Source organism: Bacteroides sp. L10-4, from assembly GCF_013373675.1.
Classification (GTDB): Bacteria; Bacteroidota; Bacteroidia; order Bacteroidales; family Bacteroidaceae; genus Bacteroides; species Bacteroides muris.
The window spans coordinates 15,103-40,176 of record NZ_JABXJH010000018.1; the positions used below are offsets into that span (position 1 = coordinate 15,103).

16 protein-coding genes and 3 pseudogenes are annotated in these 25,074 nt (G+C 49.5%); 14 read left to right on the forward strand and 5 right to left on the reverse strand.

From position 1 onward, the window contains the following. The first annotated feature begins 3 nt into the window (after positions 1-3). The 7 genes and pseudogenes from HU824_RS07790 (at position 4) to HU824_RS07815 (ending at position 5,419) form a co-directional block, all read left to right on the forward strand. Positions 4-591, forward strand: coding sequence for a GNAT family N-acetyltransferase (locus tag HU824_RS07790; RefSeq protein ID WP_217994185.1), 588 nt, complete (start codon positions 4-6; stop codon positions 589-591). Beyond that, complete coding sequence (locus HU824_RS07795; protein ID WP_176468557.1) at positions 567-1,460, forward strand: 1-aminocyclopropane-1-carboxylate deaminase/D-cysteine desulfhydrase; 894 nt, start codon at positions 567-569, stop codon at positions 1,458-1,460. The genes HU824_RS07790 and HU824_RS07795 overlap by 25 nt, the downstream gene beginning before the upstream one ends. A 32-nt stretch (positions 1,461-1,492) precedes the next feature. Beyond that, positions 1,493-2,500 carry an ATP-grasp domain-containing protein gene (locus tag HU824_RS07800; RefSeq protein WP_176468558.1) on the forward strand — a complete coding sequence of 336 codons (1,008 nt, stop codon included), beginning with the start codon at positions 1,493-1,495 and terminating at the stop codon, positions 2,498-2,500. 109 nt (positions 2,501-2,609) lie between these two features. Next, positions 2,610-3,893: a DegT/DnrJ/EryC1/StrS aminotransferase family protein gene (locus HU824_RS07805; protein ID WP_176468559.1), complete on the forward strand. Its 1,284-nt coding sequence runs from the start codon at positions 2,610-2,612 to the stop codon at positions 3,891-3,893. A 361-nt stretch (positions 3,894-4,254) separates the two neighbouring features. Continuing rightward, a pseudogene (locus tag HU824_RS19720) lies at positions 4,255-4,621 on the forward strand (KilA-N domain-containing protein); the annotation flags it as partial. A 161-nt stretch (positions 4,622-4,782) separates the two neighbouring features. Further along, a complete protein-coding gene (locus HU824_RS07810) occupies positions 4,783-5,286 on the forward strand; it encodes an HU family DNA-binding protein (RefSeq protein WP_176468560.1) in 504 nt (167 codons plus the stop codon). 40 nt (positions 5,287-5,326) lie between these two features. Then, complete coding sequence (locus tag HU824_RS07815; protein WP_168354289.1) at positions 5,327-5,419, forward strand: smalltalk protein; 93 nt, start codon at positions 5,327-5,329, stop codon at positions 5,417-5,419. A gap of 68 nt (positions 5,420-5,487) precedes the next feature. Here the strand turns inward: HU824_RS07815 and asnB are convergent, their stop codons facing one another. The 3 genes from asnB to gltB all read right to left on the reverse strand — a co-directional run bounded on the left by asnB (position 5,488) and on the right by gltB (position 13,373). Beyond that, positions 5,488-7,215 carry an asparagine synthase B gene (gene asnB, locus HU824_RS07820; protein WP_176468561.1) on the reverse strand — a complete coding sequence of 576 codons (1,728 nt, stop codon included), beginning with the start codon at positions 7,213-7,215 and terminating at the stop codon, positions 5,488-5,490. Positions 7,216-7,256: 41 nt separating this feature from the next. Then, positions 7,257-8,615 (reverse strand): glutamate synthase subunit beta, encoded by a 1,359-nt coding sequence (locus tag HU824_RS07825; RefSeq protein ID WP_176468562.1) that lies wholly within the window; start codon positions 8,613-8,615, stop codon positions 7,257-7,259. A gap of 207 nt (positions 8,616-8,822) precedes the next feature. Next, positions 8,823-13,373, reverse strand: a complete 4,551-nt coding sequence (gene gltB, locus HU824_RS07830; protein WP_176468563.1) for a glutamate synthase large subunit — start codon at positions 13,371-13,373, stop codon at positions 8,823-8,825. A 368-nt stretch (positions 13,374-13,741) separates the two neighbouring features. On the opposite strand from gltB, the pseudogene HU824_RS07835 reads away from it, so the two are divergent. The 7 genes and pseudogenes from HU824_RS07835 to HU824_RS07865 all read left to right on the forward strand — a co-directional run. After that, positions 13,742-14,228: pseudogene (locus HU824_RS07835) on the forward strand (glutamine--fructose-6-phosphate aminotransferase); the annotation flags it as partial. A gap of 112 nt (positions 14,229-14,340) precedes the next feature. Then, positions 14,341-16,224 carry an amidophosphoribosyltransferase gene (locus HU824_RS07840; RefSeq protein ID WP_176468564.1) on the forward strand — a complete coding sequence of 628 codons (1,884 nt, stop codon included), beginning with the start codon at positions 14,341-14,343 and terminating at the stop codon, positions 16,222-16,224. 113 nt (positions 16,225-16,337) lie between these two features. Continuing rightward, positions 16,338-17,543 carry a glutamine-hydrolyzing carbamoyl-phosphate synthase small subunit gene (gene carA, locus HU824_RS07845; RefSeq protein ID WP_176468565.1) on the forward strand — a complete coding sequence of 402 codons (1,206 nt, stop codon included), beginning with the start codon at positions 16,338-16,340 and terminating at the stop codon, positions 17,541-17,543. 218 nt (positions 17,544-17,761) lie between these two features. Beyond that, a complete protein-coding gene (carB, locus tag HU824_RS07850; RefSeq protein WP_136009605.1) occupies positions 17,762-21,022 on the forward strand; it encodes a carbamoyl-phosphate synthase (glutamine-hydrolyzing) large subunit in 3,261 nt (1,086 codons plus the stop codon). Further along, positions 21,019-21,251, forward strand: a pseudogene (locus tag HU824_RS07855) (type II toxin-antitoxin system mRNA interferase toxin, RelE/StbE family). Before carB ends, HU824_RS07855 begins: the two are co-directional and overlap by 4 nt. Positions 21,252-21,280: 29 nt before the next feature. Next, positions 21,281-21,820, forward strand: a complete 540-nt coding sequence (locus HU824_RS07860) for a methylated-DNA--[protein]-cysteine S-methyltransferase (protein WP_176468566.1) — start codon at positions 21,281-21,283, stop codon at positions 21,818-21,820. 104 nt (positions 21,821-21,924) lie between these two features. After that, the gene (locus tag HU824_RS07865) at positions 21,925-23,061 is read left to right on the forward strand and encodes an acyltransferase (RefSeq protein ID WP_176468567.1); all 1,137 of its coding nucleotides are present in this window, start codon (positions 21,925-21,927) and stop codon (positions 23,059-23,061) included. 63 nt (positions 23,062-23,124) lie between these two features. Here HU824_RS07865 and HU824_RS19725 read toward each other — a convergent pair whose 3' ends face one another. After that, entirely contained in the window at positions 23,125-23,592 is a 468-nt protein-coding gene (locus tag HU824_RS19725; RefSeq protein WP_255260485.1) for a hypothetical protein, read from the reverse strand. 30 nt (positions 23,593-23,622) lie between these two features. Further along, on the reverse strand, positions 23,623-24,924 hold the full coding sequence (locus HU824_RS07870; protein ID WP_255260486.1) for a GNAT family N-acetyltransferase: 1,302 nt from the start codon (positions 24,922-24,924) through the stop codon (positions 23,623-23,625). Positions 24,925-25,074 lie beyond the last annotated feature (150 nt).

The following is a 25,074-nucleotide window of genomic DNA, read 5'->3' on the forward strand; positions in this document are numbered from 1 at the left end:
GTAATGAATATGGGGTGGCAGATGTATTTGAGACGATTGCAAGAAAGTGACTTAAAGGATAGGGTAATGTGGATGAATGATGTCGCTGTTTATCCTTCTATGGGTTTTACTCCTCCTATTTCATTAGAGAATACTGTTAATTGGTATCGTTCTAATTTGAGTAATAACAAACGTGTGGATTGTGTGTTTGTTAACGAAATAGGTGAACTTCTTGCAATGGCAGGACTTACTGGCATTGATTACTCATGTAGAAAGGCTGAGTTGTATTTATTTGTCAATCCTAATCGTCAACGTCAGGGACTGGGTAAAAAAGCGACTTACCTTTTGTGCAAGTATGCTTTTAATGTGTTGCATTTAAACAAAGTTTTTCTTTATACAAATGCTACAAACATTGGTGCGCAGCGAGTGTATGAGTCTGTGGGTTTTAAACTTGAAGGTACACATCGTGAAGAACGTATGGTTGATGGTAATTACGAGGATCGTTTTTATTATGGTCTTCTTGCTAAGGAATTTGATTATGACCAAATACCTTTGTTAATGATTGGTTGTAATAGTTTGATAATGAATTGTATAGATGTAGGGGGGGGGTAAAACTTAGAGTTGTCCGTGATGATTTATATCCTTTTGTAGGTGGGGGCAGTAAAGCTCGCAAAGCTGTGGCATACGAGGTCTTCTTACGTGAGAATGGCTATAATGCTATTGTGACATGTGGAGGCATTCAGAGTAATCACAACAGGGCTATGGCTTTGATGTGTGCAAAGAATGGTTGGAAATGTCATTTGTGTATTCAGGGCAGTGAAGAACGTTTTATGAACGAAAAAGGTAATGCCTTACTTGATAGATTGAGTGGTGCGGAGTGTGAACTGATACGTCTGGAAGATACAGCTGTGGCAATGGATAGAGCAATGAAGAAGTTGAAGGAAGAAGGTTATAATCCGTATTACGTGACTGGCGGCGGTCACAATCTTCCGGGTGGTACTTGCTTTGTGGATGCAGTATTAGAATTGAAATACCAATGTGAGCGGATAGATTATAAGCCAGATTATCTCTTTTTGGCATCAGGTACAGGCTCTACTCAGGCTGGTATCGTAGTAGGACTTGATCTCGTTGGTTGGGGGGATGTGAAGTGCGTAGGTATTTCTGTGGCTCGTCAACAGGGCAGAGGCAAGCAAGTGATTGTAGAATTCGCTAATATGCTAGCTGCCCATTATGGTTTGAAGAGAGATTATTCTGAGAGTATTTTTTTCAATACAGACTATTTGTGTGGAGGTTATGAGAAATTCACTCCTGAAATGAAGGACTACTTGGATCAAACAACTGCAAAGACTGGTTTGGTTTTCTCAACCACTTACTCTGGCAAAGGCTTCTATGGGATGATGCAAGAAATAGAAAAGTATCATCTGAAAGACAAGAATATTGTGTTTTGGCATACGGGTGGACTGATGAATATAATGAAATAGGAGATAGACAAATATATGAAGGAGATATAATAATGAATATTCTTTTTACTTGCGCTGGTAGACGTACGTATCTGCTGAAATACTTTAAAGAAAATCTTTCTGAGGGTGATAAAATTGTGGCTACTGACATGTCACTGACAGCTCCTGCATTGCAAGTCGCTGATATGAAGTTGCAGGTGCCTGCTGTGTATGATTCTGAGTACGTAAATATAATGTTGCGTATCTGTGAAGAGCAGAGAATTGATGCTCTGTTTTCACTGAATGATCTTGAATTGCCTATTTTGGCTGAAAATAAAGCGAGATTCGAAGCAATTGGCGTGAAGGTGGTAGTGAGTGACCCTAAGGTGATTGACATTGCTTTCGATAAATATAAGACGGCTCAGTGGATAGAATCATTAGGACTGACTGCTCCCAAAACTTATGTGTGTTTGGAGGATTGCAAAAAAGCTTTAGCTTCAGGTGAGATTACTTTTCCGCTCTTTATGAAGCCTCGATGGGGGAGCGGTTCTATCGGCCTCGAAAGTATTGCTGACATGGAAGAGCTGAATATTTATTATAATCTTTTGATGAAGAAGATTAAGAGAACCATACTCGCAACGGTTTCGGTAGGTGATGAGTATATCATGATTCAAGAAAAGCTTACTGGCAGTGAGTTTGGTCTTGACGTGATGAACGATCTGAATGGTAAGAACGTGGGTGTAAGCGTGAAGCAGAAACTCGCTATGCGTTCGGGTGAGACTGATAAGGCTATTACTCGTAATCTACCTAAGGTTCGTGAGATAGGACGTAAGATTGGTGAGAACCTTGGTCACATTGGAAACTTGGATGTAGATATTATGCAGAAGGCTAATGGGGATTATTGTGTACTGGAGTTGAACCCACGTTTTGGTGGCGGTTTTCCTTTCAGTTATGAGGCAGGTGTTAATCTCCCATTGGCCATCATCAAGTGGCTCAAGGGTGAGGAGGTGGATCCTCAGATGTTAGTACCGGAATGTGGCAGAATGTTCTCGAAGAATGATTATCTCATGGAGATAAAGTAATCCTTAGATGGTTTTAAGAATAAATGGGTAATAGGTGTATGCGAGATGTGGACAATAAGATTGTCCTCCTGCTACAAAAACGAGAATAAAGATAATTTGAATACACATTATGGAAGAATATAAAACAATATATCTCTGCCTTGCTCACATGAGCGAGGAGGGATGGGAACAGAAGTATGTAAAAGAAGCTTTCGATACGAATTGGGTAGTACCTATGGGACCAAATGTTAACGTATTTGAGCAGAACTTGGCAGATTTTGCGAATGCTTGTTCGAATGGTCCGAAGTTGGACTGTAAAGTAGTGTGTTTAAGTGCTGGTACTGCTGCTCTTCATTTAGCGTTGATTGCTTGTGGCGTTAAACCAGAGGATGAGGTACTGGTACAATCATTCACATTCTGTGCCTCTTCGCATCCTATCACTTATTTGGGAGCCAAGCCTATCTTTGTGGGTTCTGAATCGGAGACTTGGAATATGGACCCGGTGTTACTGGAGGAAGCAGTTAAAGACCGCATGAAAAAGACGGGAAAGAAACCGAAAGCGATTGTGCCAGTGGCACTATATGGTATGCCTTACGACTGTGAACGGATTATGGAGATTGCTGACCGTTATGGTATACCGGTAGTGGAGGATGCGGCCGAAGGCTTTGGCTCGAAGTTCGATGGACGGATATTGGGTACTTTGGGTAGATTTGGCGTATTGAGTTTCAATGGTAACAAGATGATTACGACTTCTGGCGGTGGTGCTTTGATTTGTCAAAATGCAGAAGATAAGAATACCATCATGTGGTACGCCACGCAGGCACGTGACGCTTATCCTTATTACCAACATTCCGCTATCGGTTACAACTATCGCATGAGCAATATATGTGCAGGCATAGGTCGCGGTCAAATGACGGTGGCACAAGAACATATTAATCATCATAAACACGTACAGGCAGTATATGAAGAACTGCTAAAAGATGTGGAGGAGGTACATGTTCATCAACAACCTGCTGACTCGCGTTATGATTCCAACTTTTGGCTTTGCACGGCTATGCTGGACGCAGACGTGAAAATTCAAGGTCAGGAGAATGCTTATAAGGATGTGGTCAAGACTGCTGTGGGCGGTGCCGCGGGAGTAATTAAGGCTGTAGATAGTGCTACGACTGACTGCCAGCCCAATGAAAACGTGGAGGCTCTGCGTGTATTTATGTTGACAAATGGAATTGAAATTCGCCCGGTGTGGAAACCTATGCACAAGCAACCGGTGTATGCGGATGCTCCAACTTATACCAATGGCGTGGAGGAGGAAATATTCAAAATGGGGTTTTGTCTGCCTGCTGGTCCGTGGGTGACGGATGATGATGTAAAATACATTGTTGAAAAGATAAAGGAAGCGATTGTTATTACATAAAACGCATCAATTGATCTTTAGAGTGACTTTAAAATCATTATTTATACAGCTTAAAAGGGTTTCTAAAGTCCTTTCTTTCCTTTTTATTCCTTATTATGTGAAAAAGCAGAGGCATTATAATAAACACAATATAGTGCATCTGTTTTAAGCACTCAAATTAGGGCTCAAGAATGTCTCTTCGGTCATTCTGTTCAAAGAATAACGTCCCTTCCAACATTTTTCATAAATGGTACAAGGCTATCCGCAGAAAAATAGTGGAAGTTCAGGTGGACGGTGTTCCACCTGCAAGGCTTTACGGACTTTTGTGAGGCAACCCATTCTGGTGCCTTATAAAAAGGATATGCTCTAAATTGAGTATTAATGGCTGCGTAACCGGAATAAAATAGAATATTCCGGTATTTGGGGGAGTTTGTACAACCCCAATTTTAAACCCATCGGATTCGAGAGGTTTAAAAAGGAAGCCGGGCTGAACGCCTTTACCTTATTTGAACTGTATATAATAAGAAGGATGCAATCAAGCAAAACCTTATTTCGGCAGAGATTACACCGGCACAGGCAAGTATCGTCTATGCCAATGAAGCTGTGCCCATGTTTCGTATGGCGGCAAAGCAATGACGAAAGGCGAACTCGGACTTGAAAGGGACATCCGAAACTATGCCACAATCAATGAACTTATCTGCCTATCGAACGTGGAAAGTTTAAATGTTGTGTTCATTGAGCAAGGCATACTCAATTATCATAAAACTAAGACTTTATCACTTTTTTCAGAAAAACTACTCCCAAGCACCTTTTTTCTTTGGCTACATAGTTTTTAATCCTCACCTTTGCATCGTTGATCAACGAAACGTGTGAATAGTAAAACGAATTTAAATCTCTAAAGAAAAAAAGTATGAGTGTAATTTTCAGGACGGTGGAGAGACCGTCGGACCCCAGGATTGAAAACTCTCCCAAGAAGTATTATCCGCAGTTGGTGACATTGGGGCAAAGCGTGGATTTGGCGTTTATTGCACAGAAGATGCAGGACCGCTCTTCTCTGTCTATCGGTGACATCAAGAGTACGATGCAGAACTTTGTGGAAAAGCTGAAAGAGCAGCTGCTGGAAGGAAAGACGGTTAATATAGCCGGGCTGGGTGTCTTTATACTGGCAGCCAAATCGAAAGGTGAGGAAAAGGCTGATGACGTGACAGCCAAGAGTGTGGAGAGCGTCCGTATCTGTTTTCAGGCGAATAGGGAACTGAAGATATCGAAGTCTGCCACCCGTGCTGGAGAAAGGCTGGATTTGGTGAGTTTGGATGATTATCTTAAGGGGAAGACTTCTACAGATGGCGGCTCCGGTTCGGAAGGAGGAGGCTCGGATTCGGATGGAGACCAAGGTGAGAATCCACTGGGATAACGGTAGCTATGAATTATTAATCAGATAATGGATAATCTTTATGAAGAAAACGTGGAATGTGATTTTGAAACTTATTATTGCCGTAGCGAGTGCTGTGGCAGGTGTGATTGGCAGACAGACAATGATATTTTAGTCCGATAGGATTTGATAAATAAAAAATGAGAAGAGCTGCTGGCAGGAAATCTGTCGGCAGCTCTTTTTTTAATCCTTGTATGCTTCTTCGTGTACCCCCGCTACTGCTCGTCCGCTGGGGTCGTTCTTTCCTTGGAAAGAGGCGTCCCATGCCAGCGCTTCGGCGGTGGAGCATGCCACACTGGGTACGCTGGGAACACTCCGGGCTGCGCTTTCACTGGGGAAATGCTCTTCGAAGATGGTGCGGTAGTAATACTCCTCCTTGTTTTGCGGGGTATGTATCGGGAAACGTTCGGCTGCATGTGCCATCTGTTCGTCGCTGACGGCAGCGGCAGTGACGGCTTTCAGCGTATCAATCCAACTGTAGCCCACACCGTCGGAGAACTGTTCTTTCTGCCGCCAGGCAACGCTCTGTGGGAGCATGTCGGCAAAGGCTTCGCGGACTACTTTCTTTTCTATCTCCTTGCCGGGGCACATCTTGACTGCCGGATTGATGCGCATGGCAATATCCAGGAATTCTTTGTCGAGGAAGGGGACACGTCCTTCCACTCCCCAGGCTGCAAGGCTTTTGTTGGCACGGAGGCAGTCGTACAGATGCAGTTTGGAGAGCTTGCGCACGGTTTCTTCGTGAAAGGCTTGCGGTGTGGGCGCCTTGTGGAAGTAAAGATAACCGCCGAACACCTCGTCCGCACCTTCGCCGCTGAGTACCATCTTGATGCCCATGCTTTTGATGACACGTGCCAGCAGATACATGGGGGTGGAGGCGCGGACAGTGGTTATGTCGTAAGTCTCAATGAAATAGATGACGTCGCGGACAGCATCGAGGCCTTCTTGAACGGTATAGTTTATCTCGTGATGCACGGTACCGATATGACGGGCCACTTCGCGGGCTTTAATCAAGTCGGGAGCACCCTTCAAGCCGACGGCGAAGGAATGGAGCTGCGGCCACCAGGCATCTGCCTTGTTGTCTGTCTCGATGCGTTTGGCGGCATATTTCTTGGCGATGGCAGAGATGACGGAAGAATCGAGTCCGCCACTGAGCAGGACACCGTAGGGGACGTCGGACATCAACTGGCGCTGTACGGCGGCTTCAAGGGCGTCGTGCACGGCAGTGACTTGTGTGCCGTAGGCTGTCCGGCCTATCGAAGCCGGCGCGGCGTTGCGTTCGGCGGCAGGGGTATAGTTGTCCTTCACAGAGGTATAGTCCATCCAGTCGCGGGTGTACCAGCGGTGCATCTTGCCTTCGCACCCACGATAGTAGTGGCCGGGAAGGAAAGGCTCGTACTCGTCGCAGAAACCCTCAAGGGCTTTCAGCTCACTGCCGAAGTAGATGTGTCCATCCTTGTCGCGTCCTATATAAAGGGGGATTACGCCGATGGGGTCGCGGGCGATGAGGTAATCGTCCGTTTCTTCATCATAGAGGGCGAAGGCGAAGATGCCGTTCAGCTCTTCGAGGAAGCGGATGCCTTTGTCTTTGTAAAGGGCAAGGATGACTTCGCAGTCGGAACCGGTCTGGAAGGCGTATTTTCCGGCATAGCGGGCACGGATGTCGCGATGGTTGTAAATCTCGCCGTTGACGGCAAGCACCTGTTTGCGGTCGGGTGAATATAAGGGTTGTCCACCGGATTCCGGGTCGACAATGGAGAGGCGTTCGTGGGCGAGGATGGCGGAGCCGCCTACGTAGATACCACTCCAGTCCGGTCCGCGATGACGGATTTTCTGCGCTATCCGTAGCGCTTTGTTTCTCAACTCAGGAGTTTGAGACTGTATGTTGAAGATTCCTGCTATTCCACACATGAGAATTAAAAATTAAAGGTTAAAAATTAAAGAAAGGGAAATCATTTCTTGTTTTCTTTTAGGGGATTGAGGTAACGGTCTATCTCTGTTGCCACTCGTCGTCCGTCGGCCAAGGCACGTACCACGAGGCTGGCACCGTGGGCGGCATCGCCTGCCACGAATACGTTCTCTGCAAACTTCGGTTGCTCGGGCTTGAGGAAACCCATGGCAAGAAGTACCATATCGGCTTCGATGACCTCTTTCTTACCCGTAGGTTTCATGGTAGGGCGGCTACCGTCTGTTGCCGGAAGCCACTCCACTTCTTCCACTTCCACACCGCATACCCTGCCGTTCTTCCCGATGAACCGGGTGGAGGCGAGAGACCATCGACGGGTACAGCCTTCTTCGTGGCTACTGGTGGTTTTCAGTACGACGGGCCATTGAGGCCAGGGAGTATCCGGGTTGTGTCCTATGGGCGGTTGGGGCATGATTTCAATCTGGGTTACGCTGACGGCTCCCTGTCGGATGCTGGTGCCTATGCAGTCGGACCCGGTATCGCCGCCGCCGATGACGAGTACCCGTTTGCCGCGGGCGTTGACGAGCTGGTCTTTCGGGAAGGTATCTCCATCCAGAATATGGTTCTGCTGTGCCAGCATGTCGAGGGCAAAGTAGATACCTTTCAGCTCCCTGCCCGGAATGGAGAGGTCGCGGGCGGTGGGCGTACCGGTACAAATGGTGTAGGCATCGAATCCGGCGGGCAGTTTCTGTACATCGACATGGACTCCCATCTTGAACAAGATTCCTTCGGCTTCGAGGATTTTCATGCGGCGGTCGATGACGGCTTTGTCCAGTTTGAAGTTGGGAATGCCATAACGCAGCAGTCCTCCCGGCATCGGTTTGCTATCGAATAGGGTAACTTCGTAACCTTTGGCGTTCAGCCGTACGGCGACACTCAATCCGGCAGGGCCTGCCCCGATAACGGCTACCTTCTTTCCGTTACGTTCGGGCTTGCACGGTGTGATGTAGCCCTCGCGAAAGGCAGCTTCGGCAATGGCGGCTTCGTTCTCGCGGATAGTGACCGGCTCGTCGCACGAGAGTTTCAGTACGCACGACTTCTCGCAAAGGGCAGGGCAGATGCGTCCCGTAAATTCCGGAAAATCATTCGTACTGTTCAGTATTTGATAGGCTTCGCGCCATTTGCCCCGGTAGAGTGCGTCTTGGAATTCCGGGTCTTTATTGCCCAGCGGACATGCCCAGTGGCAGAAAGGTACGCCACAGTCCATGCAGCGTGAGGCCTGGAGCTTGCGGTCGTGACTGTTCAGTGTCTGTTCCACTTGGCTGAAGTCTGTGATACGTTCGTGTATCGGACGGTAACCCGCCTCTTGGCGGGGGATATTGAGGAATGCTTTAGGGTCTCCCATATAAAGCCTCTCCCCCCGGCCCCCTCCCCCCCGTAGGGAGGGGGAGGGCTGCGCTGTGAGGGTGTGCGTGAGGTAACGCTTGTTTAAGTGGTTAGTATTATTTGATGTAAATCTCTTTTTCTGTATCTACATATATATTGTAGGTCGTTCATTGTTTCTCAGTACTATTTCCTCCTCCCTACGGGGGGGGGGGTGGAGGGAGAGGCTTTAATAGTCTCTCTGCATTTCTGCAATTTTTTGTTGCAATTTCTGCATCTGCTCCTCTTGCAGCACCTTTTTGTATTCGATAGGGACTACCTGGATGAACTGGTCGGCATAGCGTGGCCAGTCATCGAGCATGGTGCGTGCCAGTTTGGAACCGGTATAGAGGTAGTGCTGGCGGATGAGTTCATGCAGTTCCTTGCGGTAGGAGGCCTCTTCGATGAGGCTCAGCTCCACCATTTCCATGTTGCAGAAGTAGTCGAAGTTGCCGTCCCGGTTCCAGACGTAGGCAACACCGCCGGACATGCCTGCGGCAAAGTTGCGTCCCGTCTGTCCGAGGACTACCACGCGTCCGCCGGTCATGTATTCACAACAGTGATCGCCTACTCCCTCCACTACGGCTATGGCACCGGAGTTGCGGACGGCAAAGCGCTCGCCTGCACGGCCGTTGATGTAAACCTCGCCGCTTGTGGCGCCATAAAGCAGGGTGTTGCCTGCAATCGTGTTCTTCTCTGCCTCGAAGTTGCTCCGTACCGGAGGCAGGACGGCGATGCGTCCGCCACTCAGACCTTTGCCCAGATAATCATTGGCTTCGCCTTCCAGCTTGAAGTTTACACCCGACACAAGGAAGGCGCCGAAGCTTTGTCCGGCAGAGCCCTTGAATTTCACGTTCAGCGTATGTTCGGGCAGTCCTTTTTCTCCGTATTTTGAGGCAATGGTACCAGAGAGCATGGCACCGCAGGCACGGTCGGTATTGGCGATGGTGTATTCCAGTGAGATTTCCTTCTGGTTCTCTACGGCTTCGGCAGCTGCATGCAGCATCTCCACGTCTTTTACATGGTCGATGCCATGCTGTTGGTCGGTGACGTGGCGAATGGCGGCTTCGTTGTCCACGCGTGCCAGTAGTTTGTCGAAGCTTATCAACTGATGTTTCCTGATTCCGTCATCCGGCTTGCGGACGATAAGGTCTGTGCGTCCAATGACGTCATCCAGGTGTTCCACACCTATTTCTGCAAGATATTCGCGTACTTCCTGCGCCAGGAACTTGAAGAAGTTCACCAGATACTCGCTGCGTCCGCGGAAGCGTTTGCGCAGTTCTTGGTTCTGTGTCGCCACCCCTACGGGGCAGGTGTTCTGGTGGCATTTGCGCATCATTACGCAACCCAGTACAATCAGGGCACTTGTAGCGAAACCGAATTCTTCGGCTCCGAGCATTGCCATCAGTATGATGTCGCGGCCTGTTTTGAGCTGTCCGTCCACCTGCAACATCACTTGCCCGCGCAGGCCGTTCAGCACCAGTGTCTGTTGCGTTTCGCTCAAACCGAGTTCGGGCGAGATGCCGGCATAGCGGATAGATGATGCAGGAGAGGCTCCCGTGCCGCCCTCCGCACCCGAAATGACTATCAAGTCAGCCTTTGCCTTTGCCACGCCGGCGGCAATGGTGCCCACACCGCTTTCTGCCACCAGCTTTACGCTGATTTTCGCCCGTGGGTTCACGTTCTTCAGGTCGAAGATGAGCTGTGCCAAGTCTTCGATGGAGTAAATGTCGTGGTGGGGCGGGGGGGAAATCAGCGAGATGCCCGGAATGGAGTGGCGTGTCTTGGCAATCACTTCATCCACTTTGAAGCCCGGCAGCTGTCCGCCTTCGCCCGGCTTGGCGCCTTGGGCAATCTTTATCTGTATTTCGTCCGCATTCACCAGATATTCTGCGGTGACACCGAAACGTCCTGAAGCCACCTGCTTGATGGCGCTGCGCAGGCTGGTGCCGTCTTCGCGTGGTGTGAAGCGTGCCCGGTCTTCGCCTCCTTCGCCCGTATTGCTCCGGCCGTGCAGCTTGTTCATGGCAATAGCCATGGCTTCGTGGGCTTCGCGGCTGATGGAGCCGTAGGACATGGCGCCGGTGACAAAGCGCTGTACGATGTTCTCTACCGGTTCCACCCGGTCTATGCTGATAGGAGCGCGGCGGAAGTCGAGGAAGTCGCGCAGGAAGACGGGAGCTTCCTTGCCGTCTACCATGGCGGTGAACTCCTTGAATTTCTTATAGCTTCCCAGTCGTGTGGCAAGTTGCAGTGTGCTGATGGTTTCCGGGTTCCAGGCATGCTTCTCACCATCCTTGCGGAAGGCATACAGTCCGCGGTTCGGCAATAGCTCCGCTTCCCCCTTCTTTTTAATAACCTCCATCCCTTCCTTGTGGAAGGCAATGGCATCACGTGCCACTTCATCCAGGCGTATGCCTCCGATGCGTGAACTCAATCCGCCGAAGTAGGCATTGCTCAATTCCTCGCTCAGTCCTACGGCCTCGAAAATCTTCGCGCCCCGGTAAGAACGGATGGTGCTGATGCCCATCTTGCTCATAATCTTGAACAAGCCTTTGCAGACGGACTTGATATATTTCTTTTCGGCAGTGGCGTAGTCGAGCTGTATTTCCTTTTCGTTCACCAGTTTGTCGATGACAGCAAAAGCCATGTACGGATTCAGTGCGCTGGCTCCGAAACCCAGTAGCAGTGCGGCGTGCATCACTTCGCGGATTTCACCGCTTTCTACAATCAGTGCCGTCTGCACCCGTTTGCCCACAGAGATAAGATGATGGTGTACTGCCGACACGGCAAGCAGTGACGGAATGGCGGCATGGGCGGCGTCTACGTCGCGGTCGGAAAGCACAATGTAGTTCACCCCTTCGTTGACGGATTCTTCTGCCTGCTTGCAGAGGGTTGCCAATGCTTCCTGCAATCCCCGACACCCTTTTGCCACTTCGAAGAGCAGGGGCAGCTTCACGGTCTTGAAGCCTTTGTACCGGATGTTGCAGAGAATATCCAGCTGAGCATTGTTCAGGATGGGGTGGTTCAACCTCACCATCTTGCAATGGTTTTCGCTGGGTGTCAGTATGTTCATGCCTACGGCTCCGATGTATTCGGTCAGCGACATTACCAGTTCTTCGCGTATCGGGTCGATGGGAGGGTTGGTGACTTGGGCAAACTGCTGGCGGAAATAGTTGTACAGCAGTTGCGGCTTGTCCGATAGTACGGCAAGCGGTGTATCATTGCCCATGGAGTTGATGGGTTCGGCACCGGTGGTACACATCGGGACAATCAGCCGTTCCACGTCTTCTTTGGAGTAGCCGAAGATGCGCAGCATGCTGTCGTAGTTCTCCACGCTATGGGAGACTTTCCGACCGCTTTTCAGTTCGTCCAGCTCGATGCGGTTGCCGGCCAGCCAGGTGCGGTATGGTTTGGCTTCGGCAAGTTGTTTCTTCAGTTCGCCGTCATAATATATTTCGCCTTTCTCGGTGTCTATAAGCAGTATCTTGCCCGGTTGCAGTCGTCCTTTTTCCTTGATGTCTCCCGGCTCGAAATCCATCACGCCGACTTCGCTGGCCACTACCATCATGCCGCCCTGCGTAATCAGGTAGCGTGCAGGGCGCAGTCCGTTCCTGTCGAGCATGCCGCCTGCATAGCGCCCGTCGCTGAAAAGCAGTGCCGCCGGTCCGTCCCACGGCTCCATCAGGATGGAGTGGTATTCATAGAAAGCTTTCAAGGCTTCGCTGATGGGATTCTTTTCGTTGAACGATTCCGGTACGAGCATGGCCATGGCGTGCGGCAGGCTCAGGCCTGACATGATGAGGAACTCGAGCACATTGTCCAGCGAGGCACTGTCGCTCATGCCCTGTTGCACGATGGGGCGTATCTCCCGGATGTCTCCCAGGGCGGGAGAGGAGAGTACACTCTCACGGGCTTCCATCCAGCCGCGGTTGCCACGGATGGTATTGATTTCGCCGTTGTGTGCCAGCAGGCGGAAAGGCTGTGCCAGTCCCCAAGTGGGAAAAGTGTTGGTGCTGAAACGGGAGTGTACCAGTGCCAGCCCGCTGGTGAAGTAGCTGTTGGTGAGGTCGGGGAAGTAGTTGCGCAACTGCAAGGAAGAGAGCATGCCTTTGTAGACGATATTCTTCGTAGAGAGCGAGACGATGTAGAAATCCTCGCGGGTGGGGATGTCCGACTTGCGTATTCTGTTCTCTATCCTTTTCCTTATTATATAGAGTTTGCGGTCGGCAGTTTCGCTTTCCGTAAATCCGGTAATGAAAATTTGCTTGATGTCCGGTTCGTTGGCAAGAGCCGCTTCTCCCAATATTTCGGGGCAAGTGGGCACGTTGCGCAGATGCATCAGGGTCAATCCCTCCTTTTCAATCTCTTCGATAATGACGCTCAAGATGGTTGCCTGGTCTTTCTCGTCTTTGGGAAGGAAAAGCAGGCCGGTGCCGTATTTCCCTTTCTCGGGAACGGGAATGCCCTGCAACAGAATGAATTCGTGCGGTATCTGCAACATAATGCCGGCGCCGTCTCCAGTTTTGTTGTCCGCTCCTTCCGCTCCACGGTGGCGCATGTTTTCCAGTACCTTCAATGCCGATTCTACCAGTTCGTGTGATTTCCCTCCCTGGATATTGACCAGCATGCCTACCCCGCAGGCATCATGCTCATGGGATGCCTCATACAAGCCCAACTGTTTGGGCTGTCGTTGGTAATCCTCTACTTTTGTTTTGCTGTTAAAAAGTTCTTGTTTCATGACTATAAACTTTCTTTATTGCTGGATAATATTATTTGTGGTGTCAAAATGTTTGGCAAATATATTGTATTAACTGCAAAATGATAACATGAATCCCTGCCTTCTTTCTTGCAAAATTCCTGCGATAGGGGATAATGTTATGAATTGACGGAAAATGCCCTATGTTTTCTTTTAATCCTAAATCAAAACCGGATTGTTTGGTTTTGATTTATAAGTTAGACCTTTTGCTTATAAAATAATGCTTTCTTTAACTTTTTGATATAAAAACAACTTTTTTCTATTCTTCTGATAAATAAATAGTGGAAAAGTTAACTTTATGTTCTTAAGAATATATATATTTGCAGCGCAAAATCAAATACTGATACATTATGTGTGGAATAGTAGGCTATATAGGTCAAAGGAAAGCCTGCCCCATTCTTATCAAAGGTCTGAAGCGGTTGGAGTACCGTGGATATGATAGTGCGGGGGTAGCATTAATCAGTGATAACCGACAGTTGAACATATACAAAGCGAAAGGTAAGGTTTCGGCACTTGAAGCTTTCGTTGCTCAAAAAGATATTTCCGGTAGCATTGATATTGCACATACACGTTGGGCTACTCATGGAGAACCTTGCTCCGTCAATGCCCATCCCCATTATTCCTCTTCCGAACGCCTCGCCCTCATCCATAACGGCATCATTGAAAACTACGCCGTCCTTAAAGAAAAACTTCAAGCCAAAGGTTATCTATTTGAAAGCAGCACTGATACCGAGGTGCCGATACAGCTCATTGAATATATTCAGGTGACAAACCATATTGGACTTACTGACGGCGGTGCGACTTGCCTTGCAGGAAGTGACTGGGGCGTATGCCATTTGCAATCGGGCTGCGCTTGGGGAGATGTAAATGTAAATATGTACGCTATATAGAAAAAGAAAATTGTACACTTAAAGTTGTACATTGTAAATGGTAAATTGTAAATGCAAAGATGGAACAACTGAAGCATGAATGTGGCGTTGCCATGATACGCCTGCTGAAACCGTTGGAGTACTATGAAGAGAAGTACGGAACATGGATGTATGGACTGAACAAGCTCTATCTTCTGATGGAGAAACAACACAATCGCGGGCAAGAGGGTGCCGGACTGGCCTGTGTGAAACTGGAAGCCAGTCCCGGCGAGGAATATATGTTCCGTGAGCGTGCTCTCGGTCCGAGTGCCATTACCGAAATTTTCGGTACGGTGCAGAGTCACTTCAAGGACCTGACCAAGGAGCAGTTGCATGATGCGGAATATGCCAAGCGCGTGCTGCCTTTTGCCGGGGAGGTTTATATGGGACACCTGCGTTACTCCACTACCGGCAAGTCCGGCATCTCGTATGTGCACCCGTTTCTCCGGAGAAACAACTGGCGTGCCAAGAATCTTGCCCTCTGCGGCAACTTCAACATGACGAACGTAGATGAAATCTTCGCACGCATTACCGCCATCGGACAGCATCCTCGCAAATATGCCGATACCTACATCATACTGGAGCAGTTGGGGCATCGCCTTGACCGCGAAGTGGAGCGCCTCTTCAACCTTGCCGAAGCAGAGGGGCTGGCAGGTATGGACATCACCCATTACATAGAAGGCTACATCGATCTTGCCAACGTGTTGCGCACTTCGAGCAAGGAGTGGGACGGGGGATACGTGATGTGTGGGCTCACCGGAAGCGGAGAGACTTTTGCCGTACGCGACCCGTGGGGCATCCGTACTGCCTTCTGGTATCAGGATGACGAAATAGCGGTGCTTGCCAGTGAACGTCCCGTGATACAGACAGCCCTTAATGTTCCTGTCGGTTCCATCAAGGAGCTGCAACCCGGACAAGCCGTGTTTATCAACAAGTCCGGCAAGGTGCGTACCGCGCAAATCAACAAGCCGCGCAAGATGAAGCCTTGTTCCTTCGAGCGCATCTACTTCAGCCGGGGCAGTGATACGGATATTTACCGGGAACGTAAACTGTTGGGCGAGAAACTTGTACCCAACATATTGAAAGCCATCGACAACGATGTGGATCATACCGTCTTTTCTTTCATCCCCAATACGGCGGAAGTCGCCTTCTACGGAATGTTGCAAGGATTGGACAACTACCTCAACGAGGAGAAGGTACAGCAGATTGCCGCCTTGGGGCATAGTCCCAGCCATGAAGAGCTGGAGCATATCTTGTCACGGCGCATACGGAGCGAGAAGGTGGCTATCAAGGACATTAAGCTGCGTACCTTCATTGCCGAAGGAAACAGCCGGAACGACCTTGCCGCCCATGTGTACGACATCACTTACGGAAGCCTCGTTCCGGGAGTGGATAACCTGGTGGTCATCGACGACTCGATAGTGCGCGGAACCACCTTGAGACAGAGCATCATCGGTATTCTCGACCGTTTGAGTCCGAAGAAGATAGTCATTGTGAGCTCTTCACCGCAGGTACGTTATCCCGACTATTATGGCATCGACATGGCCCGGATGAGTGAATTCATCGCTTTCAAGGCTGCCGTGGAACTGCTGAAGGAGCGTGAGATGCGCGATGTAATAGCCGCCGCCTACCGCAAGTCCAAAGAGCAGGTGGGACTGCCCAAAGAGCAGATGGTGAATTATGTGAAGGAGATTTATGCTCCTTTCACAGACGAAGAAATCTCTGCCAAGATGGTGGAACTGCTCACTCCCAAAGGGACGAAAGCCAAGGTACAGATTGTCTACCAGCCTCTCGAAGGGCTGCATGAGGCCTGCCCCAAGCATGCTGGCGATTGGTACTTCAGCGGCGATTATCCTACGCCGGGCGGTGTAAAACTGCTGAACAAGGCATTTATTGATTATGTAGAACAAGTCTATCAATTTTAAAAGCCTCTTCCCCCAACTCCCCTCTCCCGTAGTGGAGGGGGAGGAGATAGAACGGCAATGGGGAGAGGATGATTGAATTGTAATGGAATAATTATTTGATTAACAATATATTTATGAATAGCAACAATGACAAAGTGAATGTAACTTCTTCCTCCTGCCTACGGGGGGAGGGAAAGGGAGTGAGGCTTCTCCTGGATGACGGCACCGTGTTTTGCGGCAAATCGTTTGGCTTTGAAAAGCCGGTAGCGGGAGAGGTCGTTTTCAATACGGCCATGATGGGTTATCCCGAAAGCCTGACCGACCCTTCGTATGCCGGGCAGTTGATGACCCTGACCTATCCGTTGGCGGGCAATTACGGTGTGCCGCCTTTCACGCTCGAACCGGACGGGCTTGCTACCTTCATGGAGAGTGAGCATATCCATGCCGAAGCCATTATCGTCAGCGATTATTCCGAAAACTACAGCCACTGGAATGCCGTGGAAAGCCTGGGCGACTGGCTGAAACGCGAACAGATTCCGGGAATTATGGGCATTGATACCCGCGAACTGACCAAAGTGCTTCGCGAGCACGGGGTGATGATGGGGCGTATAGTCTTCGACGATGAAGTGGACAATAAACAATTGCCAAAGGACGATTATGGTGAGATAAACTATGTGGATAAGGTCAGTTGCAAGGACATCATCGTATATGGCGGAACAGAAAGCCGTCGTTTTGACACCGGCACCCCCACGGCGCAGCTCAATTGTCAATTGTCAACTGCCGGTTCTCAACGGAAACGCGTAGTGCTTGTGGATTGCGGTGTCAAGCACAACATCATCCGTTGTCTGCTGAGGCGTGGTGTCGAAGTGGTCCGTGTTCCCTGGAACTACGATTATAACGGGCTGGAGTTCGACGGTCTGTTCATCTCCAACGGTCCCGGCGACCCTGATACCTGCGATGCTGCCGTACGGAATATCCGCAAGGCGATGCAAAACGAGAAACTGCCTATCTTCGGCATATGTATGGGGAACCAGTTGCTTTCCAAGGCGGGGGGCGCCAAGATATACAAACTGAAATATGGACACCGCAGCCATAACCAGCCGGTGCGCATGGTGGGTACTGAGCGTTGTTTCATCACCTCCCAGAATCATGGTTACGCCGTAGACAACAACACGCTGTCGGAAGACTGGGAACCGTTGTTCATCAATATGAACGATGGCTCCAATGAGGGCATCCGGCATAAGCGAAATCCTTGGTTCTCCGCACAGTTCCACCCCGAAGCTGCCAGCGGGCCGACGGATACGGAGTTCCTTTTCGACGAGTTCGTTAAACTGTTATAGTAAGAGAATTTTACCAATATGGGTTGTACTCATAACCGTCTGGTAATCAGTGTGTAAGAAAATGCTATAATGAGTCCCTGACTCAATGCCATTCAGTCCCTGAGTGAATGCCTTTCAGTCCCTGACTCAATGCCATTCAATTGGCGACTGATTGTGAAAGTAAAAAAAAGATAAGGTTTTATTACTGTCGTTACACTTTTTAATAAACAGATATGCAAATGAAAGAAAACAATATAAAGAAAGTCCTGCTGCTTGGTTCCGGCGCACTGAAAATCGGTGAGGCGGGAGAATTTGACTATTCCGGTTCGCAGGCACTCAAGGCGTTGAAGGAGGAAGGTATCTACACGGTTCTCATCAACCCGAACATAGCCACGGTGCAGACCTCGGAAGGAGTTGCCGACCAGATTTACTTCCTGCCCGTCACTCCTTACTTTGTGGAGAAGGTGATAGAGAAAGAGCGTCCGGACGGCATCATGCTTGCTTTTGGCGGACAGACGGCGCTGAACTGCGGTGTTTCCCTCTATAAAGACAAGGTTTTCGAGAAGTACGGGGTGAAAGTTCTAGGCACTCCCGTGCAGGCTATCATTGACACGGAAGACCGTGAGATTTTTGTGCAGAAACTGAATGAGATTGACGTAAAGACCATCAAGAGCGAAGCTGTGGAGAACGCGGACGATGCCCGTCGCGCAGCCCGGGAACTGGGATATCCGGTCATCGTGCGTGCCGCATACGCGCTCGGCGGATTGGGTTCGGGTTTCTGCGACAATGAAGAAGAACTGAATGTGCTGGTGGAGAAGGCCTTCTCCTTCTCTCCGCAGGTGTTGGTGGAGAAATCGCTGAAGGGCTGGAAGGAAGTGGAATACGAGGTGGTACGCGACCGTTTTGACAACTGTGTCACGGTTTGTAACATGGAAAACTTCGACCCGCTGGGCATCCATACGGGCGAGTCCATCGTTATTGCCCCGTCGCAGACGTTGAGCAATACGGACTATCATAAATTACGTGAACTAGCTATCCGCATTATCCGTCATATCGGCATTGTAGGAGAGTGTAACGTACAGTACGCTTACGACCCGATGAGCGAAGACTACCGGGTAATCGAGGTGAATGCACGCTTGAGCCGTTCATCCGCATTGGCCTCTAAAGCAACGGGTTATCCGTTGGCATTTGTAGCGGCGAAACTTGGCTTGGGCTATGGCTTGTTCGACTTGAACAACTCTGTGACGAAGACGACAAGCGCTTTCTTTGAACCTGCTCTGGACTATGTGGTCTGCAAGATACCGCGTTGGGACTTGGGCAAGTTCCACGGGGTGGACAAGGAGCTCGGTTCTTCCATGAAGTCGGTTGGCGAAGTAATGGCTATCGGCCGTACTTTTGAGGAAGCTATCCAAAAGGGGCTTCGCATGATAGGCCAGGGTATGCACGGCTTCGTAGAGAACAAGGAACTTGTAATATCCGATATCGACAAGGCTCTGCGCGAACCTACCGACAAGCGCATCTTTGTCATTTCAAAAGCTTTCCGTGCCGGATATACGGTAGACCAGGTGCACGAGCTGACCAAGATTGACAAATGGTTCCTCGAAAAGCTGATGAACATCATGAAGACGTCAAAGGAGTTGCACTCCTTCCAGCTGTCAACTTCCAATGCTGAATTATCAACTGTCAATCATCAACTGTCAACAATCCCCGTGGGCTTGTTGCGCAAGGCAAAAGTGCAAGGCTTTTCCGATTTCCAGATTGCCCGTGCCATCGGCTTCGAAGGAGACATGGAAAACGGCATCCTGTACATTCGCAACTATCGTAAGCATGCAGGCATCCTGCCCGTAGTAAAGCAGATTGATACTCTTGCCGCCGAATATCCCGCACAGACCAACTATCTGTACCTGACGTATAGCGGTGTTGCCAACGACGTTCATTATCTGGGCGACAAGAAGAGCATCGTCGTATTGGGCTCCGGCGCCTACCGTATCGGTTCTTCCGTAGAGTTCGACTGGTGTGGCGTGCAGGCTCTGAACACCATCCGCAAGGAGGGCTACCGCAGTGTCATGATAAACTATAATCCTGAAACCGTGTCTACGGACTATGATATGTGCGACCGCCTTTATTTCGACGAGCTTACCTTCGAGCGCGTGATGGATATTCTCGAACTGGAGAATCCCCACGGAGTGATTGTTTCTACCGGCGGCCAGATTCCTAACAACCTAGCCTTGCGCCTCGATGCGCAGAAGGTACCTATCCTCGGTACAAGCGCCAAGAGCATCGACAATGCCGAAGACCGTGACAAGTTCTCCGCCATGCTCGACCGCATCGGTGTGGACCAGCCCGAATGGCGGGCGCTGACCTCTCTGGAGGATATCAACGCCTTTGTGGATAAAGTGGGCTTCCCGGTATTGGTTCGGCCTTCCTATGTATTGTCCGGTGCCGCGATGAACGTCTGCTCCAACCGGGAGGAACTGGAACGTTTCCTGAGGCTGGCAGCGAATGTCAGCAAGAAACACCCCGTAGTGGTAAGCCAGTTCATTGAGCATGCCAAGGAGGTGGAGATGGATGCTGTGGCGCAGGACGGTGAGATTATTGCGTACGCCATCAGTGAGCATATCGAGTTTGCCGGGGTACATTCCGGCGACGCTACCATCCAGTTCCCGCCGCAGAAGTTGTATGTCGAGACGGTTCGCCGCATCAAGCGCATCAGCCGCGAGATAGCCCGTGAGCTGAATATCTCCGGTCCGTTCAACATCCAGTACCTGGCCCGTGAAAACGATATCAAGGTGATTGAGTGTAACCTCCGTGCCAGCCGTTCGTTCCCGTTTGTCAGCAAGGTGCTAAAGATAAACCTTATTGAGCTGGCTACGAAAGTGATGCTTGGCCTCCCCGTGCAGAAGCCGGACAAGAATCTGTTCGACCTGGACTATGTAGGCATCAAGGCGAGCCAGTTCTCCTTCAACCGTCTGCAGAAGGCAGACCCGGTGCTGGGTGTGGATATGGCAAGCACGGGAGAGGTGGGTTGCATCGGCAGCGATACTTCCTGCGCCATTCTCAAGGCGATGCTCTCCGTGGGCTACCGCATTCCCGAGAAGAATATCCTGCTTTCTACCGGTACTCCGAAGCAGAAGGTGGACATGCTTTCTGCCGCGCGTATGCTTCAGAAGAAGGGGTATAAGATATTTGCCACAGGTGGTTCCAGCAACTTCCTTACGGAGAATGGCGTGGAGAATACACGCGTCTACTGGCCCAGCGAACCCGAACGACAGCCGCAGGCACTCGACATGCTGCACCGCAAGGAAATAGACATGGTGGTCAATATCCCGAAGAACCTCACCGCAGGCGAGCTGGATAACGGCTACAAGATACGCCGCGCTGCCATCGACCTTAATATTCCGCTGATAACGAATGCCCGTCTGGCAAGTGCGTTCATCAATGCATTCTGCACGATGACGCCGGATGACTTGGCCATTAAGTCGTGGGCGGACTACAAATGAGATGCCAGAAGCGGGGGCTGAATCTCTTGTTGTTGCAGAAGGTTATTGAAATTCTACAAGAAACGGGAAGCTTACCTTCAGAATACAAACCTCATCTTCTGCCCGGGCAATTTGCGCGATGCGGGGGGAGTGCCATGTCAGGCCAGATGGGTTATTGATATGGGAGCAGGATGATAAGGAATTAACATTGCTTCTGCTCAATACAGGAACACATTCTGATTTATTTTAATACCCAATTGTGTTTTTAATATTAGTTCGATGGAAACAATTTTAATCCAATACTATCAATCTCCTTATGGCGACCTGCTCCTCGGCGCTTCCGGCGATAAACTCTGCCTATGCGACTGGATGCTGAACGGGAAACGTAGAATGACCATTGATAAGCGCATACGGCAGGCACTGCATGCCGATTATGAGGAAGGCACTTCGGAAGTTATTTCGCGGGCAATCATCCAGTTGGATGAGTATTTTGCCCGTAAGCGGACCATATTCGATGTTCCACTGCTTGCTGTCGGAACAGAATTCCAGCAGACGGTGTGGCAGGAGTTGCAGAACATCCCTTACGGAAAGACCATGTCCTATGGCGAACTTTCACGAAAGCTGGGCCATCCGAAAGCCGTGCGCGCGGTGGCGGCTGCCAATGGGGCGAATGCCCTTTCGATATTCATCCCCTGCCATCGGGTGGTGGGCAGCAACCATAGGCTGATAGGCTATGCCGGTGGATTGGCAGCCAAACAGGGGATGCTGGCATTGGAAGCCGACTCTTGCGACCGACCATCAGGCTCCCGTATAGGATAGCCGTTCCTGTCAATTTATTGATGGAGCTTATCTGATATTTATCAGTTTTATTATTGGAAAAAACTCCTATCTTTGTGCGTAAATAATAAACATCTTACATCAGAATGAATACACGGACTACTTATCTTGCCTCGAAACCGCATTATGAGATTCTTGACGGACTTCGTGGCGTGGCAGCTGTCATGGTTATTATCTTCCATCTTTTTGAAGCACATGCAGGAGGCAGCCATCTTGCTCAAATCATCAATCATGGTTATCTGGCCGTAGATTTCTTCTTCATGCTTTCCGGTTTTGTTATCGGTTATGCTTATGATGACCGTTGGAACCGGATGACCGTGGGCACTTTCTTCAAACGCCGTATCATCCGCCTGCATCCTATGGTGATTATGGGGAGTATTGTGGGAGCTGCCTTTTTCTATTTGCAGGAATCGCCTTGTTTTCCGCCTATCGAGAATACGTCCATCGGAACAATGCTGCTGGTGATGTTGCTGGGCTGCACATTGCTCCCCCTTCCGTTGAAGTTCGACATTCGCGGCTGGACGGAGATGCACCCGTTGAATGGCCCGGCATGGTCGCTCTATTATGAATATATCGGTAATATTCTGTATGCGCTGTTTGTGCGCAAGTTCAATAAGGTGGCCTTATCGGTGCTGGTGTTTGTGGCAGGTTGTTTCACGATATACCGTTGCCTGACTGCTCCTGCCGGCGATATTGTGGGTGGTTGGGCTTTGAACTGGGAACAGCAGTATGTGGGGATGGTCCGGCTGATGTATCCGTTCTTCGGCGGATTACTTCTGTCACGCCTCGGCTGGCTGATACGGCTTGAAAGGCGTGCTTTCTGGTGGTGTAGCCTGCTGATTGTGGTGGTTCTTTCCATTCCCCGTATCGGAGGTGAGGACGGCTACTGGATGAACGGGCTTTACGAGGCTTTCTGCATTATCTGCATCTTTCCGGTTATTGTTTCAATGGGAGCGGGCGGCAAGGTGACCGGTAAGCGCTCTACTGCCGTATGCAAGTTCCTGGGAGATATTTCCTATCCGATTTATATCACCCATTATCCGCTGGTATATACTTATACGGCTTGGGTATGCAATAATAACGCCACAATGGTGGAAGGTATTCCTTATATGATACTGACTTTCGTTGGAGCCGTTGTCCTTGCTTATGCTTGTTTGAAACTGTACGACGCACCGGTGCGCAGGTGGCTGACAGACCGTTTCCTGAAAGGGAAAAAGAAATAGTTCCACATTTGTCTATGGATATGAAATCTCCCGTTGCATTTTGTGCAGCGGGAGATTTTCTTTTCAGACTAGTTTAAAACGCATTCTCCAGCGCTTTGCTTCTTCGTCCCAATCGTGGCTGATGATTTTGAAAGTTCCGATTTCCGATGTATTTTCTACATGTGCTCCGATGCAGAGACATTCGTCGTAATCGCCTACCTTCACGACACGTACCGTTTCGGAGGCACTGTCGGGCAGGCGCTTCAGGTCGAAACGTCCTTGTGCTTCCTCTTGCGTGATGAATTCTGTTGTGACGGGCAGATGCCAGGCGATAACCTCGTTTACGGCTTCTTCCAGCTTCTTTACTTCTTCTTCGGCAGGGCAGTCGGCAAGACGATAGTCCAGCTTGCTCTTCTTCCGTTCGATGTGTGCTGATATGGAGCGGCCGCAACTGAATAACCTTATCATGGTTTGGTTGATGATATGCTCCGTTGTGTGCATGGGAGGGTACTCCTGCTTGTTGTGGTCATTGAGATGAGGTTGTTGTTCCATGTATAATTTCAATAGTCGTTGATATATATATTATCGTTTGAGATGGGCTAGCACTTCTTCTTTCAAGATGCTGTATATATGTATATCTGTATATTCTCCGGAAGCCAGCAGTTCTCCGCAACGTTCTGTTCCCTCATGGATGAAACCGAGGCGAACCGGTACAGCATTACTGGCTGCGTTATCCACGGCACAGCGAATTTGTATCCGTTTCATCTCTTTTTCTTGTACGGCCCACAGGCACAACTTGCGGACACTTTCAGTAATGATGCCCCGGTGCTGGTATTCCGGCAGTAGCCAATAGCCGAGTTCTGTACGGTGGTTGTCGAAATCGGAGAAATGGAAACCTATCAGTCCGCAGATTTCATGTTGTTGGTTCCAAATGCCGAATATAGGTTCATACCGTTCGGCAGGAGCGGATAGTGCCTGGCGTAAAAAAGCTTCTTCATCAGCTATCGTACGCATATTATCCACGAATGGCAGCCATGTTCTTAAGTAATCCCGGTGTGTGTCGATGGCATAGTAGATGGCTGCGGCATCTTCTATTCTGATTTCTTGCAGATAAATGTCCGGAAGCAGGGGGAAGGAAATGGGAGAGGGGAGAATATGCACGTCTCCTGATTGGGAAAGCTGTATTCTTTCCTTGATTTTTTCCCAGGCATGTGTATCGAACAGACAGCTTTCACGCATGGTGTGATACATCTCCTTGAACCGCGACATGGGGATAGTGAAGCTTAATAAATCAGCTTCGAAGTATGGGCGGACGGAGGGGTCGAAGAATCCCAGGAAAGTACGTTTCCCTTGTTTCCGGTTTTCAATGGTGGCTTGGGTGATGACGGAGCAACATCCGGAGCCGAATGGAGCTGCCACGGTATCTAATGCATTGTTGTCAAAAGAAGCCCATGTCGCCAGCCCGGATAGTATATCGGGCGTGGGCAGGAACAGCACGCCTTCTACTTCGTCGAAGGAAGGTATCTTGTCTATGCGGGCAAAATGCAGGTAGGTCTTGTCGGCTCTGGGAATCTGTAGTTCACTGATAAAATCTACCACCATTTCGGGAGTCTTCTTGTATTTCTCTTTCAAGGAGACGAAACCCGGGACGCGCTCGGGCATTTCTGTAAATCCGGTATAGAACTTACCTCCTCCGCAGGCGATTGTTTCGTTGCTGAGACTGACGGTTCTACCGTCTCTGACTTGTTTCATACATTTGAAGAGACAACCGGTTACTTTCTCTGTAGATGCCTCCATTCGGTCTGAATACCAAAAGGCGATGGGGAGTTCGGCACGTTGGCCGAAAGCTTCCTGATAATTGGCAATGAATGTGTGTATATCCATGATAATCGGATGATATTATGATATGGTCTATCTTTGAATTCTCCGTAAAGGTAATTCAATATTTTAAATCTTTTGCTTGCAGTATGCCCTTTTATCACTCTGCTTTCGAGCTTTTAATGATAGTAGAATAGGATTTTATGGTATTTTAAT